General features: G+C 58.5%; 18 protein-coding genes and 4 tRNA genes. 16 read left to right on the top strand and 6 right to left on the bottom strand.

Translation table 11 applies throughout. The features are described from left to right. The first annotated feature begins 44 nt into the window (after positions 1-44). On the top strand, positions 45-992 hold the full coding sequence (gene ispH, locus GV819_RS28175) for a 4-hydroxy-3-methylbut-2-enyl diphosphate reductase (protein ID WP_161759306.1): 948 nt from the start codon (positions 45-47) through the stop codon (positions 990-992). Here the strand turns inward: ispH and GV819_RS28170 are convergent, their stop codons facing one another. Beyond that, the gene (locus GV819_RS28170) at positions 993-1,517 is read right to left on the bottom strand and encodes a GspH/FimT family protein (RefSeq protein WP_161759305.1); all 525 of its coding nucleotides are present in this window, start codon (positions 1,515-1,517) and stop codon (positions 993-995) included. A 110-nt stretch (positions 1,518-1,627) separates the two neighbouring features. On the opposite strand from GV819_RS28170, the gene GV819_RS33360 reads away from it, so the two are divergent. The 7 genes from GV819_RS33360 to thiO all read left to right on the top strand — a co-directional run bounded on the left by GV819_RS33360 (position 1,628) and on the right by thiO (position 5,695). After that, positions 1,628-1,807 carry a prepilin-type N-terminal cleavage/methylation domain-containing protein gene (locus GV819_RS33360; protein ID WP_306108861.1) on the top strand — a complete coding sequence of 60 codons (180 nt, stop codon included), beginning with the start codon at positions 1,628-1,630 and terminating at the stop codon, positions 1,805-1,807. A gap of 289 nt (positions 1,808-2,096) precedes the next feature. Next, a complete protein-coding gene (pilV, locus tag GV819_RS28160) occupies positions 2,097-2,540 on the top strand; it encodes a type IV pilus modification protein PilV (protein ID WP_161759304.1) in 444 nt (147 codons plus the stop codon). Next, positions 2,537-3,247 carry a PilW family protein gene (locus GV819_RS28155; protein WP_161759303.1) on the top strand — a complete coding sequence of 237 codons (711 nt, stop codon included), beginning with the start codon at positions 2,537-2,539 and terminating at the stop codon, positions 3,245-3,247. Before pilV ends, GV819_RS28155 begins: the two co-directional genes overlap by 4 nt. Positions 3,248-3,255: 8 nt before the next feature. Then, positions 3,256-3,729 carry a pilus assembly PilX family protein gene (locus tag GV819_RS28150; protein WP_256667638.1) on the top strand — a complete coding sequence of 158 codons (474 nt, stop codon included), beginning with the start codon at positions 3,256-3,258 and terminating at the stop codon, positions 3,727-3,729. Between the two features lie 46 nt (positions 3,730-3,775). After that, complete coding sequence (locus GV819_RS28145) at positions 3,776-4,123, top strand: hypothetical protein (protein ID WP_256667637.1); 348 nt, start codon at positions 3,776-3,778, stop codon at positions 4,121-4,123. 15 nt (positions 4,124-4,138) lie between these two features. After that, positions 4,139-4,540 carry a type IV pilin protein gene (locus GV819_RS28140; RefSeq protein WP_161759301.1) on the top strand — a complete coding sequence of 134 codons (402 nt, stop codon included), beginning with the start codon at positions 4,139-4,141 and terminating at the stop codon, positions 4,538-4,540. A 54-nt stretch (positions 4,541-4,594) separates the two neighbouring features. Beyond that, the gene (gene thiO, locus GV819_RS28135) at positions 4,595-5,695 is read left to right on the top strand and encodes a glycine oxidase ThiO (RefSeq protein WP_161759300.1); all 1,101 of its coding nucleotides are present in this window, start codon (positions 4,595-4,597) and stop codon (positions 5,693-5,695) included. Here the strand turns inward: thiO and GV819_RS28130 are convergent. The 3 genes from GV819_RS28130 to GV819_RS28120 all read right to left on the bottom strand — a co-directional run bounded on the left by GV819_RS28130 (position 5,692) and on the right by GV819_RS28120 (position 8,837). Beyond that, positions 5,692-7,023, bottom strand: coding sequence for a sigma-54-dependent transcriptional regulator (locus tag GV819_RS28130; protein WP_161759299.1), 1,332 nt, complete (start codon positions 7,021-7,023; stop codon positions 5,692-5,694). The genes thiO and GV819_RS28130 overlap by 4 nt on opposite strands. A gap of 433 nt (positions 7,024-7,456) precedes the next feature. Next, a complete protein-coding gene (locus tag GV819_RS28125) occupies positions 7,457-7,690 on the bottom strand; it encodes a PP0621 family protein (RefSeq protein WP_161759298.1) in 234 nt (77 codons plus the stop codon). A 124-nt stretch (positions 7,691-7,814) separates the two neighbouring features. After that, positions 7,815-8,837 (bottom strand): outer membrane protein assembly factor BamD, encoded by a 1,023-nt coding sequence (locus tag GV819_RS28120; RefSeq protein ID WP_161759297.1) that lies wholly within the window; start codon positions 8,835-8,837, stop codon positions 7,815-7,817. A gap of 150 nt (positions 8,838-8,987) precedes the next feature. Here GV819_RS28120 and rluD point away from each other — a divergent pair, with 150 nt between their 5' ends. The 7 genes from rluD (at position 8,988) to GV819_RS28085 (ending at position 14,075) form a co-directional block, all read left to right on the top strand. Next, a complete protein-coding gene (gene rluD / locus GV819_RS28115; protein ID WP_161759296.1) occupies positions 8,988-9,950 on the top strand; it encodes a 23S rRNA pseudouridine(1911/1915/1917) synthase RluD in 963 nt (320 codons plus the stop codon). Continuing rightward, positions 9,947-10,672: a peptidoglycan editing factor PgeF gene (gene pgeF / locus GV819_RS28110; protein ID WP_161759295.1), complete on the top strand. Its 726-nt coding sequence runs from the start codon at positions 9,947-9,949 to the stop codon at positions 10,670-10,672. Before rluD ends, pgeF begins: the two co-directional genes overlap by 4 nt. Positions 10,673-10,802: 130 nt before the next feature. Next, positions 10,803-13,367, top strand: a complete 2,565-nt coding sequence (gene clpB / locus GV819_RS28105) for an ATP-dependent chaperone ClpB (protein ID WP_161759294.1) — start codon at positions 10,803-10,805, stop codon at positions 13,365-13,367. 295 nt (positions 13,368-13,662) lie between these two features. Continuing rightward, positions 13,663-13,738 (top strand) — tRNA-Asn (locus tag GV819_RS28100). 9 nt (positions 13,739-13,747) lie between these two features. Next, a tRNA-Pro gene (locus tag GV819_RS28095) sits at positions 13,748-13,824 on the top strand. A gap of 5 nt (positions 13,825-13,829) precedes the next feature. Then, positions 13,830-13,905: transfer RNA gene (locus tag GV819_RS28090), tRNA-Lys, on the top strand. A gap of 93 nt (positions 13,906-13,998) precedes the next feature. Then, positions 13,999-14,075: transfer RNA gene (locus GV819_RS28085), tRNA-Pro, on the top strand. A 109-nt stretch (positions 14,076-14,184) separates the two neighbouring features. On the opposite strand, the gene GV819_RS28080 is transcribed toward GV819_RS28085, so the two are convergent. Next, entirely contained in the window at positions 14,185-17,832 is a 3,648-nt protein-coding gene (locus tag GV819_RS28080) for a transporter substrate-binding domain-containing protein (RefSeq protein WP_161759293.1), read from the bottom strand. A 134-nt stretch (positions 17,833-17,966) separates the two neighbouring features. Beyond that, entirely contained in the window at positions 17,967-19,142 is a 1,176-nt protein-coding gene (locus GV819_RS28075; RefSeq protein ID WP_161759292.1) for an EAL domain-containing response regulator, read from the bottom strand. A gap of 394 nt (positions 19,143-19,536) precedes the next feature. Here GV819_RS28075 and GV819_RS28070 point away from each other — a divergent pair, with 394 nt between their 5' ends. Further along, the gene (locus GV819_RS28070; protein ID WP_161759291.1) at positions 19,537-20,166 is read left to right on the top strand and encodes a response regulator transcription factor; all 630 of its coding nucleotides are present in this window, start codon (positions 19,537-19,539) and stop codon (positions 20,164-20,166) included. Positions 20,167-21,248: the final 1,082 nt, after the last annotated feature.

Below are 21,248 nucleotides of genomic sequence, written 5' to 3'. Positions count from 1 at the left end.
TCTACAACGATCTAACTTCTTGCGCGCAAGACACGAGGCACAGCATGCAAATCAAACTCGCCAATCCCCGTGGCTTCTGCGCCGGAGTGGACCGGGCGATCGAAATCGTCAATCGCGCCCTGGAAGTCTTCGGGCCGCCGATCTACGTGCGGCATGAAGTGGTGCACAACAAATTTGTCGTCGAAGACCTGCGTAGTCGTGGTGCGATCTTCGTCGAAGAACTGGACCAGGTGCCAGACGACGTCATTGTCATCTTCAGCGCCCATGGTGTTTCCCAGGCGGTGCGCAGTGAAGCCGCTGGCCGCGGCCTCAAGGTGTTCGATGCCACCTGCCCGCTGGTGACCAAGGTGCACATCGAAGTGGCGCGCTACAGCCGCGACGGTCGCGAATGCATCCTGATCGGCCACGCCGGCCATCCTGAAGTCGAAGGCACCATGGGCCAGTATGACGTCAGCAACGGCGGCGCCATCTACCTGGTGGAAGACGAAAAGGATGTTGCACAGTTGCAGGTGCACAACCCGGAGCGCCTGGCATTCGTGACCCAGACCACCTTGTCCATGGATGACACCAGTCGGGTGATCGATGCCTTGCGCACGCGTTTCCCAGCCATCGGCGGGCCACGCAAGGACGATATCTGCTACGCCACGCAAAACCGTCAGGATGCGGTCAAGCAACTGGCCGATGAGTGCGACGTGGTGCTGGTGGTGGGGAGTCCCAACAGTTCCAACTCCAATCGCCTGCGTGAATTGGCCGAGCGCATGGCCACTCCGGCCTATCTGATCGATGGTGCCGAAGACTTGCAGCGCAGTTGGTTCGACGGTGTCGAGCGCATTGGCATTACCGCCGGTGCTTCGGCCCCTGAAGTCCTGGTGCGCGGGGTGATCCAGCAACTGCAAGCCTGGGGCGCCACCGGCGCAGATGAACTGGCCGGTCGTGAAGAGAACATCACCTTCTCCATGCCCAAGGAACTGCGGGTCCGCTCCCTGCTTTGATCAGCCGGCTCCCGTGCACAGAGCCTGCTCGGCGGTTTCGCTGCGCAGGCTGATCCGCCCGCTGCGTGACAGCACTACCTGATGACGGCTGTACTCCTGCTCGGTCTGGCACACATGCAGGGTGCCGGCCTGGAAGGCTCCGCTGGGTAGCAGCGGGTTGCCCAAGGTGCTGAAACGCACGAAATGCTGGACCGGGCGATTGCCTACAATCAGCACCTGCCCACCGCTCTGCCGTTCGATCAGCAGCGGATTCTCCGGGTCACCCGGCCCTTTGCCACTGATATCCAGAATGATTCGCCAGCCCCGGCTCCAGTCGCCGTCGAGGCTGTGGATCAGTGCGGTGTGTTGGTACAGGATGGCCGCCGCCCGTGCATTGCGCATGCCGCTGGCAAGCATCTGGGCTGCGTCCAGTTCTCGGTTGGCCCGCAACAGCTCGCTGAAGGTCGTGCTGGAAAGTTGCAGCAACAGCGTCAGCAAGGCCAGTGTGGTCAGCAGTTCAATCAGGCTGAAGCCCTTTTCATGCATGATCTCTCCCTCCCTGGAAATGGTGGTTTCAGGCGATCCGTGCCTGCTCATCGAGCCAATGACCGAAGTGCCGATCTACGACTGATCGAGGCACTTGCCTGTTATAGCCGATGATGGTTCTAAGGCCGCTGGTGAACTTGCATACAAAGGGTTTCAACCTGCTGGAATTGCTTATCGCCCTGGCTGTTGCTGCTGTGCTTTTAGGGCTGCTGGTGCCGACCTATTGCATAACCTTGCAATGCACCCGCGCAGGCACCGAGGCCCATCAGTTGGGTCATCCCCTGGGTTAGGCATGCTTGGTTGTCGTCAGGGCGGGGGATTGTCATCGAGGAGAGTCTTTGGCGCAGGGAGCTGAAGGCGGGTGCGGGCAACAAGCCCGCAGCAATGTATTGCCGGTTGTTCCTGTCCTCAGTCAGGGGGCGACTCTGGCGCTAACCTCATGAATCGACAGCATCGACTTCAATCGCCTCGGCGGGCCGGTGGTTGGGTATGTGCTGAGCATTGTCTATGGACTCGATCAGCAGCGGCGGGTGATCAGTACCTGTCTCAATGGACGGTAGTAATAGCGGAGAGCGGCGGATGAACGAGTGGCATGCACAGGATGGCATGACCCTGATCGAGGTGCTGGTGGCGTTGTTGATTCTCGTAGTGGGGCTGCTTGGGGCGGCGGCGATCCAGATCAAGGCGTTGCAGTACACCGACAGCGCGCGGATGAGCACCCAGGCCAGCTTTATCGCCTATGACATGCTCGACCGCATCCGCGCCAACGCGGCAGCCGACTATACGCTGGCAGCACCTGCCGAAGGAGCCCCGGGCAATGTGCGCGATCAGGACTTGCATGACTTTGCCAGCAATGTCGTGAACTTCGGCGGCCCCAGTGCCAGGGGTAGCATCAGCGCGAGCCAGCAGGTTTATACCATCCATATCACCTGGGACGATTCCCGCGCCGAAGGTCGGGTGGACAGCCAGCGCAGCCTGGTGCTCAGCAGCCGGATAGCGCTGGGCCCGGGAGGCGTGCAATGAGCCGCAGAAATGCGGGCTTCGGTTTGGTGGAAATGATGCTGGCGCTGGCCATGAGCCTGGTGCTGATACTGGGGGCGGCCCAGGTATTCATCTCGGCAAAGAACATTTATCTCAGTCAGAGCGCTTCGGCCTACCTGCAGGAGGATGGGCGTTTTGTCCTGAGCAAGATGCTCCAGGAGATTCGCATGGTGGGTATGTTTGGTTGCCTGCGCAGCATCAGCGACGCCAGTGCTGCAAGCGAGTTCTCCCGCTATGCCGCAACGCCGATTCAGTGGGATGTCGCCGATCAACAGCTGACCCTGATCACCGCCGATGTCGGTGACGAGGGCGTGACACCGACCTGGAGTGTGGTTACCGACTGTCAGCGCAGCGCCGTGGCTTACTCGGGCGCTCGTCGTGGCACTGGCGCAGAGCAGGTGTTTGCTCTGCGCCGACTCTTCTATAGCTTCAAGAATCATCAGTTGTTGCTGGGCAGCGGCCTAGGCAAGCAGCAGGCGGTGCTGCTGGATAATGTTGAAGCCTTTGAGGTCAGCTTCGGTATGGCCCGCTCTGCAACGGAGACTGCTGCCTCCAGCTACACCCGCAACCCGGGAGATCCCGCGCGCATTCGCAGCGTACGTCTGCGCCTGATCCTGGCCGACCCCTATGGCGCCGTGCGCCCACAGAGCTTCACGGTGGTTGCGGCATTACGCAACAGGTTGCCCTGATGCGGCGCATGTGCGACTTCAAACATAACCGGGAGCAAGGCATGGCGTTGCTGGTTAGCCTGGTATTCCTGTTGCTGCTGACAATGATCGGCATTTCATCGCTGCAGAACGCCACTTTGCAGGAAAAAATGGCCGCCAGCCTGAGCTTGCACAATCGCTCGTTCCAGGCAGCCGAAGCGGCGCTGCGGATCGGGGAAAGTGCCATCCGAGTGGAAGATTATCGCTTGCCAGTGTGTGCCGGCCCCGCTCGATGTGCGCCTCCCGCGGAGTCGACGGTGGTCAGTGCCGCAGGGGCGCATGGGGCTTCTGGGGTGCTATGGATTGCCACCGACGATGGCTTCTATGGGGTGCAGAACCTCGGCGCCTCGCTGGATGCGGTCCACGTGCCGAGTAGCACTTCCGCCACCTTGTATCGGGTGACGGCCATCGGACTGGCTGGTCAGTCACGCAGTGTGTTGGAGAGTATCTATGCCAAGTACTGAATGTTGGCCCGGCTGGCTGCGGAGCGGGCTCAAAGGTATGGGCGGGATGTTGTTCGGTATGGGGTTGGTGCTGCCGGTCCAGGCGTTCAATACCGCTCAACTGCGGACGGAGGCTTCTTGCACAAATGCCGGCAGCGGGAAATTGATCGAGCTGGCAGCGTTCAGCGGTAAGATGCTCGACGCTGCGGTGCTCGTCACCCACGGCGAAGGTGTTGTGGATGACTCGGGCACGCCCTCCAGCGGGGTCCGCTTCATTGGCAGCATGCCCAGCCTCGGCGGCGTTGCCAGTAATGGCGCACGCAAGATCAGCAGTGACTCCAGTGGCGGCCTCGGCGCCCTGGTGGAAAGGCCCGGCAGTGGCGGCCGGCGCATCCTTTGGCGACAAATCCAGTAAGCGAGATTCTTGACCATGCGCAGATCCAACCAAGGTTTTACCCTGATCGAAATCATGATCGTGATTGCGATCATCGGTCTGGTCCTTACCTTGAGCCTTCCCAGCATTACCGAGTACATGAAGAAGCCCCATCGCAGCGAAATCGCGGTGCTGCTCACCGAGCAGGCGCAGCAGCTAGAGCGCCATCACTCCAAGTCCGGGGTTTACAGTAATGCCCCCGACCTGAGTGCGGGCAACGAGTACTACAGCATCACCCCGACGCTGAGCGACACCGGCTTCTCGCTGATCGCGACGCCGAAAGTCGACGGCCTGATGGCGGCTGACAAATGTGGCAGCTTCAGCATCGACCAGGCCGGGGCCATCGGCATCAGCGGTCAGGCCGAAGGGCTGACGGCGAAGGATTGCTGGGGACGCTGAGTGGCTGTTTCGGGGCCTCGGAGCCCACTGTCTTTCTCATGATTGGATCGGACTATGGCTAAGCAACAGCAAGTGCTGGTGGTAGGCGGCGGGGTGATCGGCCTGCTCAGTGCATTCAACCTGGCTTCCCAGGGACAACAGGTACGGCTTGTGGAGCGTGCGGAGTTGGGGCGTGAGTCGTCCTGGGCTGGCGGCGGGATCGTTTCGCCACTTTATCCCTGGCGCTACAGTCCGGCGGTCACGGCCCTGGCCCATTGGTCCCAGGACTTTTATCCACAGTTGGCGGAGAAGTTGTTCAGGGTCACCGAGGTCGATCCGGAGGTGCATACCACAGGACTCTACTGGCTGGACCTGGAAGACCAGGCCCAGGCTCTGGAGTGGGCGCAGCGTGAAGACCGGCCCTTGAGCATCGTGGATATCTCGGCGGTGCATGATGCGGTGCCCGCGCTGGGGGCGGGTTACCAGCAGGCGATCTATATGGCCAATGTGGCCAATGTACGTAATCCACGCCTGGTCAAATCCCTCAAGGCCGCCTTGCAGGCCCTGCCTAACGTGCAGATCGATGAGCAGTGTACGGTCAGCGGTTTTATCCGTGATGGTCAGCGGGTGGTGGGAGTGAGCAGTTCGCTGGGTGAGATTCACGCTGATCAGGTGGTGCTCTGTGCTGGGGCCTGGAGTGGCGAACTGCTGGGCAGCCTGGGACTGGCGCTGCCCGTGGAGCCGGTCAAGGGGCAGATGATTCTGTACAAATGCGCCGCCGACTTCCTGTCCTGCATGGTCCTGGCCAAGGGGCGCTATGCGATTCCTCGGCGTGATGGACATATCCTGGTGGGCAGTACCCTGGAACACGAAGGCTTTGACAAGACTCCGACCGCTTCAGCCCTGGAAAGCCTCAAGGCCTCTGCGGTCGAGTTGATCCCCGCCCTGGCTGATGCAGAGGTGGTGGGGCACTGGGCCGGACTGCGCCCGGGTTCTCCCGAGGGGATTCCCTACATTGGGCCGGTCCCCGGGTTTGCCGGTCTGTGGCTCAATTGCGGGCATTACCGCAACGGCCTGGTGCTGGCGCCGGCCTCTTGCCAGCTGTTCTGCGACCTGCTGCTGGGGCACCCGCCAATCATTGATCCAACGCCTTATGCTCCCGCAGGCAGGATCTAGTCCAGCCCGAGTTTTTTCATGCGATAGCGCATCGAACGAAACGACAGGCTCAGCCGTTGAGCCGCGGCGGTGCGGTTCCAGCGGGTCTCCTCCAGAGCCTGGAGCAGCAATTGGCGCTCCACCTGTTGCAGGTGCAGCGCCAGGTCGAGGTTCGGCGAGGCTGGCGCTGGGGCGTCATCGACGGTTTCGGCGGGCAAGTGCAAGTCGGCCAGTTCTATCCACAGCCCCTCGCAGAGGGTTTGTGCCCGCTCCAACAGGTTCTCCAGTTCACGCACGTTGCCGGGAAAGTTGTAGCGCTCCAAGGCTTGCAGTGCCTCGGGTCGCAATTGGGCGACCGGTACACCGCTGTCCCTGGCCAGGCGCTGGAGTATGTGTCGCGCCAGTGCCTGGATGTCGCCACGGCGTTCGCGCAGCGCGGGTACCGGCAGTTCTATAACGTTCAGGCGGTAATAGAGATCCAGGCGGAAACGTCCAGCCTCGACCTGGCTTTTCAAATTCTTGTGGGTGGCGCAGAGAATCCGTACGTCAACGGCTCTTTCCTGCTGGCTGCCCACCTGGCGCACGGACTTTTCCTGCAGTGCACGTAGCAGCTTTACCTGCATGGCCAGAGGCAGATCCGCAACTTCGTCGAGGAACAGCGTGCCACCGTGAGCCGCCTGGAACAGCCCCGGCTGATCCGTCATGGCACCACTGAAACTGCCTTTGCAGTGACCGAAAAACTCACTTTCCATCAGTTCGGAAGGAATTGCGCCACAGTTGACTGGAATGAACGGTTGTTGGGCTCTGGGGCCAAGTTGATGGATCAGGCGGGCCACTCGTTCCTTGCCGCTGCCGGATTCGCCGCTGATGTAGACCGATGCCAGGCTAAGGGCCAGTTTGTCGATGTGGCGGCGCAAGGTGTCCATGGGTGGCGAAGCCCCCAGCAATTGACCGTCGGGGTTGCTACCCGTGGAGGCTGCCGGTCGCTTCAATGTGTCGCCTACCAACTCTCGCAGGCGTGCTAGGTCGAGGGGTTTTTGCAGCAGATCGCAGGCTCCGGCCTGCAGGGCGCTGGCGGTGGTTTCCGCGTTTGTGCTGCTGCTTAGCACCGCCACAGGCAGTTGGGGATGAACCTGGCGGATATGCCGCAGCAACTCCAGCCCGCTGCCATCCGGTAGCTGCAGGTCAGTCAGGCACAGGTCGAAGCGATCCTGGGCCAGGCGGCCGCGGGCCTCCTGCAGGGTGCGGGCGCTTTGGGTGTGCAAGCGCATCCGGCCGAGGGTGATCTCCACAAGGGCGCGGACTTCCGTGGCCTCATCGACCACCAGCACCGTTTGCCGTGGGTTCATGGCGGCTGCAATTTCATCCGTGAGTGAAGGGCGGGCAATAGCGCTCGTCTTGCGGGCGCGTGTTGAAGTCTAGGCCTGGCAGGCTGGGTGCGCAGTGAGCCGCGAGTCGGCGAATGCTTGAGTGCGGGCTTCGGGCACCGCTACTGGATTGCCGTGAGCCCCGGATATATGGGGCGGAAGAGGAGCGTGGCGCGGATGAGTTGGGGGGGAGAATGCGTGGAGGACTTTGTCGCCAATTGTTCGGGCGATGCTGTCGGCTGGATATTTTTGTGGATATCCGTGGTCCACGGCAAAGATTGAAAGCCTAGGGGCTGGTTAGAAATCAGGGGGCAGCGAGCCGGTTCATGTGCTGACCAGGTCCGGAATGGTCTGTGTCAGAGCTTTTTGCCCCTGAGTTACTCACTGCCGGCGGGCAGCAGCGAGCCCCTTGCGGTCAGCGATTCTGGCTGCCCGGCCCTTGTTCCAGGTGTGACTGGCTGCAATACCACTGTTGCGACAGGCTTAGCGCCCGCTCTTGAGGCAGGTGTACGCCGCAATGGGCGCAGCGCACCATGGGCATGCTGGCCGGCTCGCTCGGCGAGTTGGGTGGCGCAACGGGGCGTTTGAATTTGCGCCAGAACCATACCGCGGCAGCAATCAGAGCGATCCAGAACAGTAGACGAACCATGGTGACCAGCTTTGTAGGGAAAGAGCCGCAGTTTAGCCAAGCGGCTGCCGGGCGCACAGGCCCATAAAGCTTCGGGCATGAAAAAGGGAGACATGAAGTCTCCCTTTTTTACCTGCGGTCGCTATCAGTCGAACACACCGAAGGTCATGTAGCTGAACCAGGAGCGGTCGCTGTTGTTGCCAGCAGCTTCGTGATTTTCTTCTTCGATGGCATCACCGTTGCCATCTTTAGGCTTGAGCTCTGAAGGAATCGCATCCTTGGCATCCTGGTACTGCTTCATCACGTCCTGGTTGGCGCGGGTTTCTCCCGGCGGCAGCGGTGGACGGGATTCGATCATGCCCAGGGTGGCCTTGCTCAGCCATGAGCGGTTGTCGGCCTCGGCGACCCGCGGCACGAACTGACCGTCCACCAGGCTAGGATGGTTCGGGTAGTTGAGCTTCAGGGTTTCCAGGCTGGTGGCGGCCAGCTCGTCCAGATGCAGACGCTGGTAAGCCTCGGTCATCACGGCCAGGCCATCACCCACAGATGGGGTCTCCTGGAAGTTTTCCACTACGTAGCGACCGCGGTTGGCGGCGGCCACGTAGGCCTGACGGGTCAGGTAGTAGTCGGCTACGTGGATTTCATAGGCCGCCAGCAGGTTGCGCAGGTAGATCATGCGCTGCTTTGCGTCCGGCGCGTAACGGCTGTTGGGGTAGCGGCTGGTGAGCTGGGCGAACTCGTTGTAGGAGTCGCGGGCAGCGCCCGGGTCACGCTTGGTCATGTCCAACGGCAGGAAGCGCGCCAGCAGGCCAACGTCCTGATCGAACGAGGTCAGGCCCTTGAGGTAGTAGGCGTAGTCGACGTTCGGGTGCTGGGGGTGCAGGCGAATGAAGCGTTCGGCAGCGGACTTGGCGGCTTCCGGCTCGGCATTCTTGTAGTTGGCGTAGATCAGCTCGAGCTGTGCCTGATCGGCGTAGCGACCAAAGGGATAGCGCGATTCCAGGGCCTTGAGCTTGGCGGTGGCACTGGTATAGCTGTTGTTGTCCAGGTCGGTCTGCGCCTGCTGGTACAACTCGACTTCGCTCAGGTTTTCGTCAACGACTTCCTTCGATGAGCAAGCAGCGGTCAGTGCGAGGATGGCGATCAGCAGCAGGTGTTTCACTTGCATGGCGGCTTGCGTCCCTATGACGGCCGCTGTCTTGGGCGGGGCCGTCCTGTTATGATGAGCGCCCCGTTGAAAGCCTCGGGGCAAAAGACGCCGTATTTAACCACAAGCGCGCAGCCGAAACCAAAGGCTGTGCCGACGCCCAGTCCGAGCATGTCCGATAAAATTGAACTTCGCGCAGAGGTGCCGTCCGAACTGGGCGGTCAACGCCTCGATCAAGTCGCCGCACAACTATTCGCTGAGCACTCGCGCTCGCGCCTTTCCGCCTGGATCAAAGACGGCCGCCTGACTGTGGACGGAGCGGTAATTCGCCCTCGTGACATTGTGCATGGCGGTGCCGTTCTTGAGCTGACTGCCGAGCAGGAGGCCCAGGGCGAGTGGATCGCCCAGGACATCGAACTGGATATCGTCTATGAAGACGACGACATCCTGGTGATCAACAAGCCTGCGGGCCTGGTGGTGCACCCGGCTGCCGGCCACGCTGATGGCACCTTGCTCAATGCCCTGCTGCATCACATTCCCGACATCGTCAATGTGCCGCGGGCCGGTATCGTCCACCGTCTGGACAAGGACACCACCGGTCTGATGGTGGTGGCCAAGACCATTCAGGCGCAGACCCAGCTGGTAGCCCAGTTGCAGAGCCGCAGTGTCAGCCGCATCTATGAATGCATCGTGATCGGTGTGGTGACTGCGGGGGGCAAGATCAACGCCCCGATTGGTCGTCATGGCCAGCAGCGCCAGCGCATGGCGGTGATGGAAGGCGGTAAGCAGGCAGTCAGCCACTACCGGGTGCTGGAGCGCTTCCGTTCCCACACTCATGTACGGGTCAAGTTGGAAACCGGACGTACCCACCAGATCCGGGTACATATGGCCCACATCAACTTCCCGTTGGTCGGCGATCCGGCTTACGGCGGTCGCTTCCGCATTCCGCCGGCGGCCAACCCGACCATGGTCGAGTCGTTGAAGAGTTTCCCGCGTCAGGCGCTGCATGCGCGTTTCCTGGAGCTGGATCATCCGACCACCGGTATACGCATGAGCTGGGAGTCGCCGTTGCCGGACGACTTCGTCTGGCTGCTGTCGCTGCTCAAGCAGGACCGTGAGGCGTTCGTTGGATGAGTGACTGGCTGATTCCTGACTGGCCCGCGCCGGCTGGGGTCAAAGCCTGTGTCACCACTCGTGGGGGCGGCGTCAGCCTGACGCCGTTCGACAGCCTCAATCTGGGCGACCATGTTGAAGACCACCCTGAAGCGGTGGCTGAAAACCGCCGTCGCCTGACGGATCATTTCGGCGTTGCCCCGGCTTGGTTGCACCAGGTACACGGGATCGCCGTGGCCCATGCTGATCCCTCAGTGGTGGCTACCGCTGATGCCAGTTGGTCTGCCACCCCGGGAGTCGCTTGTGCGGTGATGACCGCCGATTGCCTGCCCGCCTTGTTCTGCAATCGAGCTGGAACCCGGGTCGCCGCAGCCCATGCGGGTTGGCGTGGCTTGGCGGCCGGCGTGCTGGAAGCTACCCTCGACAGCCTGGATGTACCTGCGGCCGAGGTTCTGGTGTGGTTGGGGCCGGCTATTGGCTCGCAGCGCTTTGAGGTCGGGGCTGAAGTGCGTGAAGTTTTCGTTGCCCAGTTGGCCGAAGCCGAGCAAGCCTTTGTACCCAGCGTGAATGCCGGACGCTTCATGGCTGATATCTACCTGCTGGCGCGCCTGCGTCTGGCAGCCCGGGGAGTCACCTCGGTCTATGGTGGTGGGTACTGTACAGTGACCGATCCACGCTTCTTTTCTTATCGGCGCAGCCCGCGTACCGGTCGTTTTGCCTCCCTGATCTGGCTTGAGCGTTAAACTGATCTGACCTGCGTCAAGTAACGGGTGCTTGAATCTCCCAGAATCGACCGCATCTAGAGATACATCTGGCAGGTTTCTCTATTTAGGTGTGTCCATCGCTCCGGCCTGCTCAAAAGGAAGGTGACTAATGCGTATAGACCGATTAACCAGCAAGTTACAGCTGGCCTTATCCGATTCTCAATCTCTGGCGGTTGGCCTCGATCATCCGGCCATTGAACCGGCGCACCTGATGCAGGCGCTGCTGGAACAGCAGGGTGGTTCGATCAAGCCGCTGCTGATGCAAGTAGGCTTTGACGTTAATAGCCTGCGCAAGGAACTGAGCAAAGAGCTCGACCAACTGCCGAAAATCCAGAACCCCACTGGCGACGTCAATATGTCCCAGGATCTGGCGCGCCTGCTCAACCAGGCCGACCGCCTGGCACAGCAGAAAGGTGACCAGTTCATCTCCAGCGAGCTGGTGCTGCTGGCCGCCATGGATGAAAACAGCAAGCTCGGCAAGTTGTTGCTGGGGCAGGGCGTGAGCAAGAAAGCCCTGGAAAACGCCATCAACAACCTGCGCGGCGGCGAGGCGGTGAATGACGCCAACGTCGAAGAGTCGCGCCAGGCCCTGGACAAGTACACCGTCGACCTGACCAAGCGCGCAGAAGACGGCAAGCTCGATCCGGTGATTGGCCGTGACGACGAAATTCGCCGGACCATCCAGGTGCTGCAACGCCGGACCAAGAACAACCCGGTGCTGATTGGCGAACCTGGCGTGGGTAAAACGGCCATCGCTGAAGGCCTGGCCCAGCGCATCATTAATGGTGAAGTGCCTGATGGCTTGAAGGGCAAGCGCCTGCTGTCCCTGGATATGGGCGCGCTGATCGCCGGTGCCAAGTACCGTGGCGAGTTCGAAGAACGCCTGAAATCCCTGCTCAACGAGCTGTCGAAGCAGGAAGGGCAGATCATTCTGTTCATCGACGAACTGCACACCATGGTCGGCGCCGGCAAGGGCGAAGGTTCGATGGATGCGGGGAATATGCTCAAGCCGGCCCTGGCCCGCGGTGAGTTGCATTGCGTCGGTGCGACCACGCTCAACGAGTACCGCCAATATATAGAGAAGGATGCAGCCCTTGAGCGGCGCTTCCAGAAGGTACTGGTGGACGAGCCGAGCGAGGAAGACACCATCGCTATCCTCCGAGGCCTGAAAGAACGCTACGAGGTGCACCACAAGGTGGCGATCACCGACGGCGCGATCATTGCCGCGGCCAAGCTCAGCCATCGTTACATCACCGATCGGCAACTGCCGGACAAGGCCATTGACCTGATCGACGAGGCTGCCAGCCGTATTCGCATGGAGATCGACTCCAAGCCGGAAGTGCTGGACCGTCTGGAGCGGCGCCTGATTCAACTGAAGGTCGAATCTCAGGCGCTGAAGAAAGAAGATGACGAAGCGGCGATCAAGCGTCTGGAGAAACTCCAGGAAGAGATCATCCGTCTAGAGCGTGAATACGCTGATCTTGAAGAGATCTGGACCTCGGAAAAAGCCGAAGTGCAGGGCTCCGCGCAGATCCAGCAGAAGATCGAACAGTCGCGTCAGGAGTTGGAGTCGGCGCGCCGCAAGGGCGATCTCAATCGCATGGCCGAGTTGCAGTACGGGGTAATCCCGGACCTGGAGCGCAGCCTGCAGATGGTTGACCAGCACGGTCATAGCGAAAACCAGCTGCTGCGCAGCAAGGTCACCGAGGAAGAGATTGCCGAAGTAGTGTCCAAGTGGACCGGTATCCCAGTGTCGAAAATGCTCGAAGGCGAGCGTGACAAGCTGCTGCAGATGGAAAGCCTGCTGCATCAACGGGTGATCGGCCAGAACGAAGCGGTGGTGGCAGTGGCCAACGCTGTACGGCGTTCACGTGCCGGATTGTCGGACCCGAACCGGCCCAGCGGGTCGTTCATGTTCCTTGGCCCGACCGGCGTGGGTAAGACCGAGCTGTGCAAGGCCCTGGCGGAATTCCTCTTCGATACTGAGGAGGCCATGGTGCGGATCGACATGTCCGAGTTCATGGAGAAACACTCCGTGGCTCGTCTGATCGGCGCGCCGCCGGGCTATGTCGGTTATGAAGAGGGTGGCTACCTGACTGAGGCTGTGCGTCGCAAGCCGTACTCGGTGATTCTGCTGGACGAAGTCGAGAAGGCGCACCCGGATGTGTTCAACATCCTGCTGCAGGTACTGGAAGATGGCCGGCTGACGGACAGCCACGGGCGTACCGTGGACTTCCGCAACACCGTGATCGTCATGACCTCCAACCTGGGTTCGGTACAGATCCAGGAGCTGGTAGGGGATCGTGAGGCACAACGTGCAGCGGTGATGGATGCGGTGTCCACTCACTTCCGGCCGGAGTTCATCAACCGGGTGGATGAAGTGGTGATTTTCGAGCCGTTGGCACGGGATCAGATCGCCGGCATCACTCAGATCCAACTGGGCCGTTTGCGCAGCCGCCTGGCGGAGCGCGAACTGAGCCTGGAACTGAGCGACGAGGCTTTGGACAAGCTGATCTCCGTGGGTTACGACCCGGTGTATGGTGCGCGGCCGCTGAAGCGGGCAATCCAGCGCTGGATCGAGAACCCTCTGGCGCAGATGATCTTGTCTGGCAGCTTCCTGCCAGGTGCGACAGTTACCGCTTCGGTGCAGGACGACGAAATCGTCTTCATCTGATCGTCTGGCAGCGTGTTAATGAAGAGGCCTCGCACCGCGAGGCCTTTTTTTCACTAGGGTGTTGAACTGTAAGGAAAAGGCTTGTAAAGTGCGCCCCGCAGTCAGTCACCCCCGAGGTTTTTTCTGATAAGGAAGAAACCGACAATGAAGTCGCAAATCATTGTCTTAAAAGCAATTTAAGGGGTTGACAGGGTCGTTTAAGATTGTAAAATAGCGCGCCTCAGAGGCATGAACGTAGCGATACGGACAAGCCGAAGAGGATGGAAGCAAGATGTTGTAACTTGAAATATGTAGTTCCGTGATAGCTCAGTCGGTAGAGCAAATGACTGTTAATCATTGGGTCCCAGGTTCGAGTCCTGGTCACGGAGCCAATTTCAAACCGGGGTATAGCGCAGTCCGGTAGCGCGCCTGCTTTGGGAGCAGGATGTCAGGAGTTCGAATCCCCTTACCCCGACCATTTTTGGGTCGTTAGCTCAGTTGGTAGAGCAGTTGGCTTTTAACCAATTGGTCGTAGGTTCGAATCCCACACGACCCACCATTTTTGAGACCAGCTCGCTGGAATCGAATCTTAAGAACAGAGGCCAAAAGCACTGTTCGAAGAAGGCGCCTTTCGAAGGTGCCTTTTTTTTACCGGGGTATAGCGCAGTCCGGTAGCGCGCCTGCTTTGGGAGCAGGATGTCAGGAGTTCGAATCCCCTTACCCCGACCATATTCACGAAGAAGGGCACCTCTCGAGGTGCCCTTTTTCGTTTGTCTGCGAAAAGTCCGATTGCTCGGGGCGATGCCGGATGCAGTTCAAGGCGCTGCATCCGCTGCTGTCACTGGGTGGATGGCTCCTCGCTGATCTGGTGTTGTTCCAGTAAGTGCTGTTCCAGGGTCTCGATCGCCTGTTTCACCTGCTCCACACATTCCGTCACGACGAGCAGGGACAGGTCCGGGCTCAAGCAGGCGTCTTCCAGTTGGCGGCAGCTTTCCACTAGTTGCTCGCCTTTCACCATCCTGGCTGCTCCCTTGATCCGGTGTGCCAATTCTGCAAGCTCTGCTGTTGACTGCTCCTGGAGCAGGGAGGTCAGGGTCTGCAAGTCTGTGCGGTTGTTGCTGAGTAATTCGCTCAATATATGATTCAGCGTCGTTGGCTCGCTGCCCACCAGGGTATGCAGTGACTCGAGATCGAACACCTGTGGGGAGCGGGCACTGGTTTGCGCTGGTGGCGGGAGGTGTTCTCGATCGTCATCGTCAACCTGTCCCATGGATAGCAGGCGCTCCTCCAGTTCATCCAGGCTGATGGGTTTGACCAGGCAATCATTCATCCCGGCCTGGATGCAGCGTTCCACTTCCTCCGGCTGAGCGTCAGCGGTCAGGCCGATGATCATCATCGGTTCGCTGGCGTTGTCGCGCTCGTCCTGGCGAATCGCCCGGGCCAGTTCGGCGCCATTCATGATGGGCATGTGGCAGTCGGTGATGACCATGTCAAAATCCTGCTCGCGCCAGATGTTCAGCGCATCCAGGCCATTGCCTGCTTCTACTACGTCATGCCCGAGGAAGCACAGTTGCTGGTGCAGGACCTGACGGTTTACCGAGTGATCGTCAACCACCAGGATCTGCAAGCGGTACATGTGACGCTTCTTGACCTGCAGCGGACGCTCAACGGTAGCTATGCGCTCCAGCATCTGCAGGCGCAGTTCCACATCCACTCGGGTGCCGTGCCCCAGGGAACTGCTCATCGTCACCTCTCCGCCCATCATTTCGCACAAGGAGCGGCAGATCACCAGGCCCAGGCCGGTGCCTTCGATGTTTTGTACATTGCGCTCCACCTGGGCAAAAGGTTGGAACAGACGTTTCTGGCTGTTGGGCGAAATACCGATCCCTGAATCTTCGACACTGAGCTTGACCCGTAGCAACGAGCCTTCCAGCAAGTCGCCAGTAATGGTGATTCTGATGAAGCCGGCCTCGGTGAACTTGATGGCGTTGCTCACCAGGTTGGACAGGATCTGTTTGAAACGCATTCCGTCTACTAGTACATCGCCGTTGATGCTGGAGTCGATTTCGAGGATCAGGCTCAGGCACTTCTGTCGGGCCAGCCCCTCGAACACTCGGGCCACGGACTCCACCAGCTCTCGCAGGTTGGCGCGTTTGGGCGAAAGGCTCAGGCGGCCGGACTCAATGCGGGCGATATCGAGAATGTCGCCGATCAACTCCAATAAACTTTTGGCCGAGCTGTAGGCTATCTCGATGCTGGAGGGTTCGATCTGATCGCTACCGGCACGCTTCAGCGCCAGTTCCAAAATACCGATGATCGCGTTCATGGGAGTGCGTATTTCATGGCTCATGGTGGCCAGGAAGGTGGTCTTGGCCCGGCTGGCCTCGTCAGCGAGATTCTTTGCTTCTTTCAACTCCTGGACCAGGTGGCGATGTTTGGTAATGTCCAGCCAACCGCAGATCACGCCCTTGTTGACACCATTGGCGTCCTGGAACGGCTGGATCCAGTGTTCGATCCAGGCTTCCTTGCCCTGCAGCTGAACCGCGTACACCGAAGTAATGGTCTGGCCGTTGGTGATCGCTTGCAGGTAGTTCTGATGCAGGTCGGGTTCTGCTACGAAGTGCTCACTAGGCAGTTGCTGCACGGTCTTGTTCAGGACCTGTTTGGCATTCAGTCCGACACTCTGCAGATAGCTGCGGTTGCAGGACAGCATTTTGCCGTCGATGTCTCGAATATAGAGCGCCGGAGGCATGTTCTCGGCCAGGGTCTCGATAAAGCGCAATTGGTCATTGAGGGTTTTTTCGGCCTTGACCCGGCGCCGCAGATTGAAGACCCAGACCAGCAGGAGCAGGAGCAGCAGTGATGCCCCAGCGATGATTTCAGCGATCATCAGCGCGTAGTCGCGCCAGGTTTCGCTACTCATTCCCGGTGGTGAGCGCCAGTGGCTGGCAATTGCGTTCAGGTCGTCCGCCGGGAGGCTGAGCAAGGCCTTGTCGAGGATGGATTGCAGCTCCGAGTCGCCTCGGCGCAGGGCAAAGTTGGCCGTTGCCTGGCTCGTGTGAATCAGGTCGGCGATGGCCAGGCGATTTTGAAACAGGCGAACAATGTAGTAGCGCGAGGCTGGTAGTGAGACCACCGCCGCATCGGCGCTGCCGGCATAGACCCTGTTCATGGCATCCAGCGAGGCACCTGCTTCGATTACTTCGGTTTTCGGGTAGAGCTCGCGTACATGCTGCAGTGTCACGTGCCCGGTTGGAATAGCCAGGCGCTTGCCGATCAAGTCGCCTGCTGGTTGTGCTTTGCCCTGGCTGTCGGTCTGGGTTACGAGGACGAAGGGGCTTGTCAGAAAGGGACGGGTGAAGCGCAGGCTTTCCTCTCGTTTCGCGCTGGCGGTCATGATAGCCAGGTCCGCCTCTGATTTTTGCAAGGCCTCAATCTGTTCTGGGTACCCGCCATTACGGGCCGTCACCTGGAAACGCAGCCCGGTACGTTGCGCAATCACTTCTAACAGTTCGGCGGAGACACCCGAGAACACGCCATTGGCGTCGAAGAAGGCAATGGGCGCCAGGTCATCGTTGATCACCAGGCGCACCACCGGATGCCGTGCGATCCAGCGTGACTCCTCTTGAGTCAGCGCGATGCGCTGATCTGATGGAATGAAACCGCTTCCCACCCAGCGGCGAGTCAGGTTGACGAGTTTTTCTTTGCCGATGGCGTCGATGCTTTGGTCGAGAATCCGTTGTAGGCGCTGATTGTCGCTCATCACCGCATAGCCGTAGCCGCCCTTCGAAAAGTCTGCGAAACGTTCAAATTTGAGAAAACCATAATAGGAACGGTTAATTCGGAAGTAAGCGCTGAGTACGTCGTCCACGTAGATATCGGCATGACCAAAAGCCGCTGCGGCTATTGCCTCGTCATGGGTGGGGTAGATCAGAAGGTGTGCCTGAGGAAGCTGTGACTGCAACTCGGCGGCGTGTTCCTTGACGACGGATACTCGTAGTCCAGCGAGGCTGGAGGGAAGGTTGGGTAATTCACCGTTCCGTTTGAACAGGGCCAGGCGGCCCTCGGCGAACGGCCGGGAGAGTCTGATGGAGTCGGTAAGTTGTTTGGAGGTGTGGCTGCCCAGCAGGTCGATGTTGCCCGCCTGTAAGGCCTGCATGGCTTTTTCTTGGGTTGCAAAGGGCACGACCTTGATGCGAACCCCAAGCATCTGTCCAATCAGTGCACTGACATCGGCGGTAATACCCTCGTAGTGACTGTCGTTGTAGCTGACATTGAAGGGAGGTGACTCTGTGGCGACAGCGCCGATTTTCAGTTCCGACTTGTGGCGCAGCCAGGACCAGTCTTCATCCTTGAGTGCGAGATCGTGGTGATCGAGACGGACCATGCTGTACAGCGTGTCGGGCATGGTCAGTGTCTGGGCCTTAGCCGGTTGGGCGCCCATTATCGCCAAGCAGATAAAAAGCCAGATAAGTCGTGAATGCATGATCGCTTCAGAAAGTAGGGAGCAGGATGACGTGACCAACGAGTAGAAACGTAATGATTGTTGGAAGGACGGTACAGGAACATGGGCTATGGGTCGTCATCTTGATCTGTGGGTCAAGCCGTTTCCATGAGGGGCTAGCGCATGCAATAGGCGATGAGATGGCTTTCCGGCATCGGGCGTGCAAACAGAAAACCCTGGGCGACGCTGCATCCGAGTTCCAGTAGGCGTTCCTGCTGTTTGCGGGTTTCCACTCCCTCGATAATCAGTGACATGCCCAGGGAGCGGGCCAGGGCCACGGTGTAGCCAATCACCGCGCAGCTTCTGGATTGATGCCCCATCTTGCGTACGAAGCTGCCATCGAGCTTGATCTGGCTGAAGGGCAGCTCACACAAACGATCGAGGGAGGAGTAGCCGGCACCGAAGTCGTCCATGGCCAAGCCGCAGCCCATTACACGCAGGCGCACGAGGTTTTCCAGGCTGCTGGCGGGAGCGCTGATCAAGCTGGTTTCGGTGATTTCGAAGGTGATGCTGCTGGACGGAACCTGAAACAACGTAAGAAATGAAGTAATGGATTCGGTCAGGGTCTGGGAGGCCAGTTGCGATGGGTGCAGGTTGAACGAAAAACCCAGGGGAATGCCTTTCTGCGCCAGTCTGCGACGCAGAGCCAGGCCCTGATCAAACAACTGCCAGAATAATCGGTCCAGCAGATTGTGGTGTTCCATGATGTACAGGAAGTGCGACGGTGGCAGTACTCCCAACTCTGGGTGATTCCATCGGGCCAGTGCTTCTACGCCCAGCAGCGAGGCGCTGTCGAGGGCTACCTTGGGTTGGTAGTAGGGGCTGAATTCACCGTTATCCAGGCCGCGAACCACATCCGTCAGTGTTGGCAGTTCGGATGTCTTCAGAGGGCTGATCAAGTCATGACGCAGGGCTCGATAGCGGGTCAGCAAGCTGGTGAGGCGTTCCAGATCGAAGGGCTTGCCCAAGTCTCCAAGGAAGTTAAGGCCCAGGCGCTTGATCATCGAAATGGCGGTTTGCCGCAGGATCGGATCTATCTGACTGCACAGGATCACCGAGTGAAGCTTGCCACTTTGGCTGGCGTGGCGCAGGAATGCCAAACCGTCCATTCCGGGCATCTTCAAGTCACAAATGGCAATTTCCATCCTCTCGCAGTTCTCCAGCAACGCAAGTGCTTCGCTACCGCTGGCGGCCTCATGCACCCTTCCCGGCATTACTTTCTTCAATGCGGCGATGGTGACCAGGCGTTGCAGAGGTTCATCTTCCAGAACCAGAACGTTCAAGTCTTGCATTGCAGGCTCGCGTAATTATTTGCCGGCCATCTTACTTAAGCCTTTTGAGCTGATGCCATTAGGCGAATCCCTATGCGGTGTAGGAATTTTCCTAGCGAAAAATCAGACCGTCTGATTCGTTAAACAGAAGTCATTAACCTCTTGTGTCCTAAGATATTTGCCCGGAGTCTGACTTTCTTGGGAGCGATCCGGCTGTTGGAATTTTCAAATTCCATTCAGGCCGGCTGCAGGGAGGCGAGTTGAAGTGACAGCATCATCGTATCCTGTACGTGGCGCCCGCGAAGTCAGAACTTTATGTGAATACGAAAGTTGCACTTGATTGAGATGCAATAACGTATATTTTTCGAGCGCTCATGGCTGACTGAAGGCCAAGTTTTTAAGGTGAAATGACAATATGCACAGCGTATTGATAGTTGATGATCATCCTGTTGTTCGACTTGCTGTTAAGGTCCTGTTGGAAAAGAACGACATACATGTGGTGGCCGAAACGGACAATGGACTGGATGCGTTGGAACTGGTTCGCGAGCACATGCCGAATGTGGTGATTCTGGATATTGGCATTCCCAAGCTGGATGGTCTCAAGGTGCTTTCACGCATCAAGGCGCTGGCCTTGCCCACCGAAGTACTAGTGCTCACCTCGCAGTCCGTTGAAAGCTTCTGCAGGCGCTGCATTCAGTTGGGCGCGCGGGGCTTTGTCAACAAGGAGGAAGGTCTGAGTAATTTGGTGGTGGCCTTGAATGCCGTGTTGGCGGGTTACACGTTTTACCCATCTTTGGCGCTGGATGCTTCCGTTCCGGCCGCGGAACAGCAGTCCGAGGCTGAGCAGATCGGCTTGCTGACCGATCGGGAAATGATCGTGCTGCAATACTTGGCTCAGGGGCATTCGAACAAGGCCATTGGTGAAAAACTGTTTCTGAGCAACAAAACAGTCAGTACCTACAAAACCCGTCTGTTACAGAAATTGGGCTTGGGTTCACAAGTAGGCCTGGCGGAATTTGCCAAGCGTAACGCGTTGATTCCTTGAGGCTGGTATTACTGAATAGTTACTTAAGAGGGGAGCGGTGCTCTGTGCCTGTTTTTCTATTTGATAATAGGCGATACACCAATCTTGCTGTTTGTGAGTAACTAAGTAAGTGACAGGTCAGGTGTCTGACAGTTTTCGAGCTGTCTGGTTTTTTGGACTTCAGGGCCCATCATGGGTGGGTCTCTGAAGGGGCTTGATCATTAAGATTTTTCTTGTTGATGTTGTGGTCGTGTTAATGGATTTTTGAAGTTTCTGATGTGGCTCTTGCTTGGTTCCTGAAATGTAATGGAACGTGCTTCTGAGGTTTTCTACGTAAATATCTGGCCTGTATTTTTTGTATATTATTCGTTTGTAGTTGAAGTCGGTTTTGGCATGATTTAAGTAGAGATAAATATATAAGTCGTGCTCGGTGGATTGAACGTTCCCAGTAGACGTTGCTGCAATAATAATCGCTCGTGGCGGCATCTACGCTTGTGGGCGGCGGCAGGTCATGGGAGCGAAAAGATAAACTCAATGGTTAAAGCTGTTGCTTCAATGTTTGGTTTCCTAGAGTTGTAAAATCCAGATAGTAGATGTTGACTCTATTTAAGCCTGTGCTCTAGAAATGGTGGAAAGCCTACTCGAAGGGAGTTGCCCATCGAGTTGGGCGGTTTTTATTTTTCAGCGCTGAAGACCGCTATTCTCACCTAGATCTTTTGCGGCTAGCCCGGGATAGGGCTCAAGGCGCCAGTCTGGCGATTGCCAGTGGTTACTGCAGGTTGCTCACGTTGGGTACCACTTCGCCGCCCTATTAGCTGTCCAACGGTAGCAGTTTTCTGTATTTCACGGCCTGCTTGGGCAACACTGTTCCCGCGAAAAGCTATGGCGAATCGCTAGCAGCGGTAGTCGTTTCGGGCTCGATGTTATTGCCAACTTCACTCTGGCTTGTCCGCAAGTTCCGGTGCAGATGAGGCTGCAGAGGACCATCGACACTAATGTGTGGTCCAGATGCTCGGAGCAATTGCCGATGTTGCCCGTGCGGTACGTCTTGAACGTCAAGTATCAGGCATGTCTACATGCGCTAGCCCCAACGAGTAACGGTT

It is taken from the genome of Pseudomonas sp. Fl5BN2, from assembly GCF_009908205.1.
Taxonomy (GTDB): Bacteria; Pseudomonadota; Gammaproteobacteria; order Pseudomonadales; family Pseudomonadaceae; genus Aquipseudomonas.
This window is presented reverse-complemented; position numbering and strand designations above follow the sequence as displayed.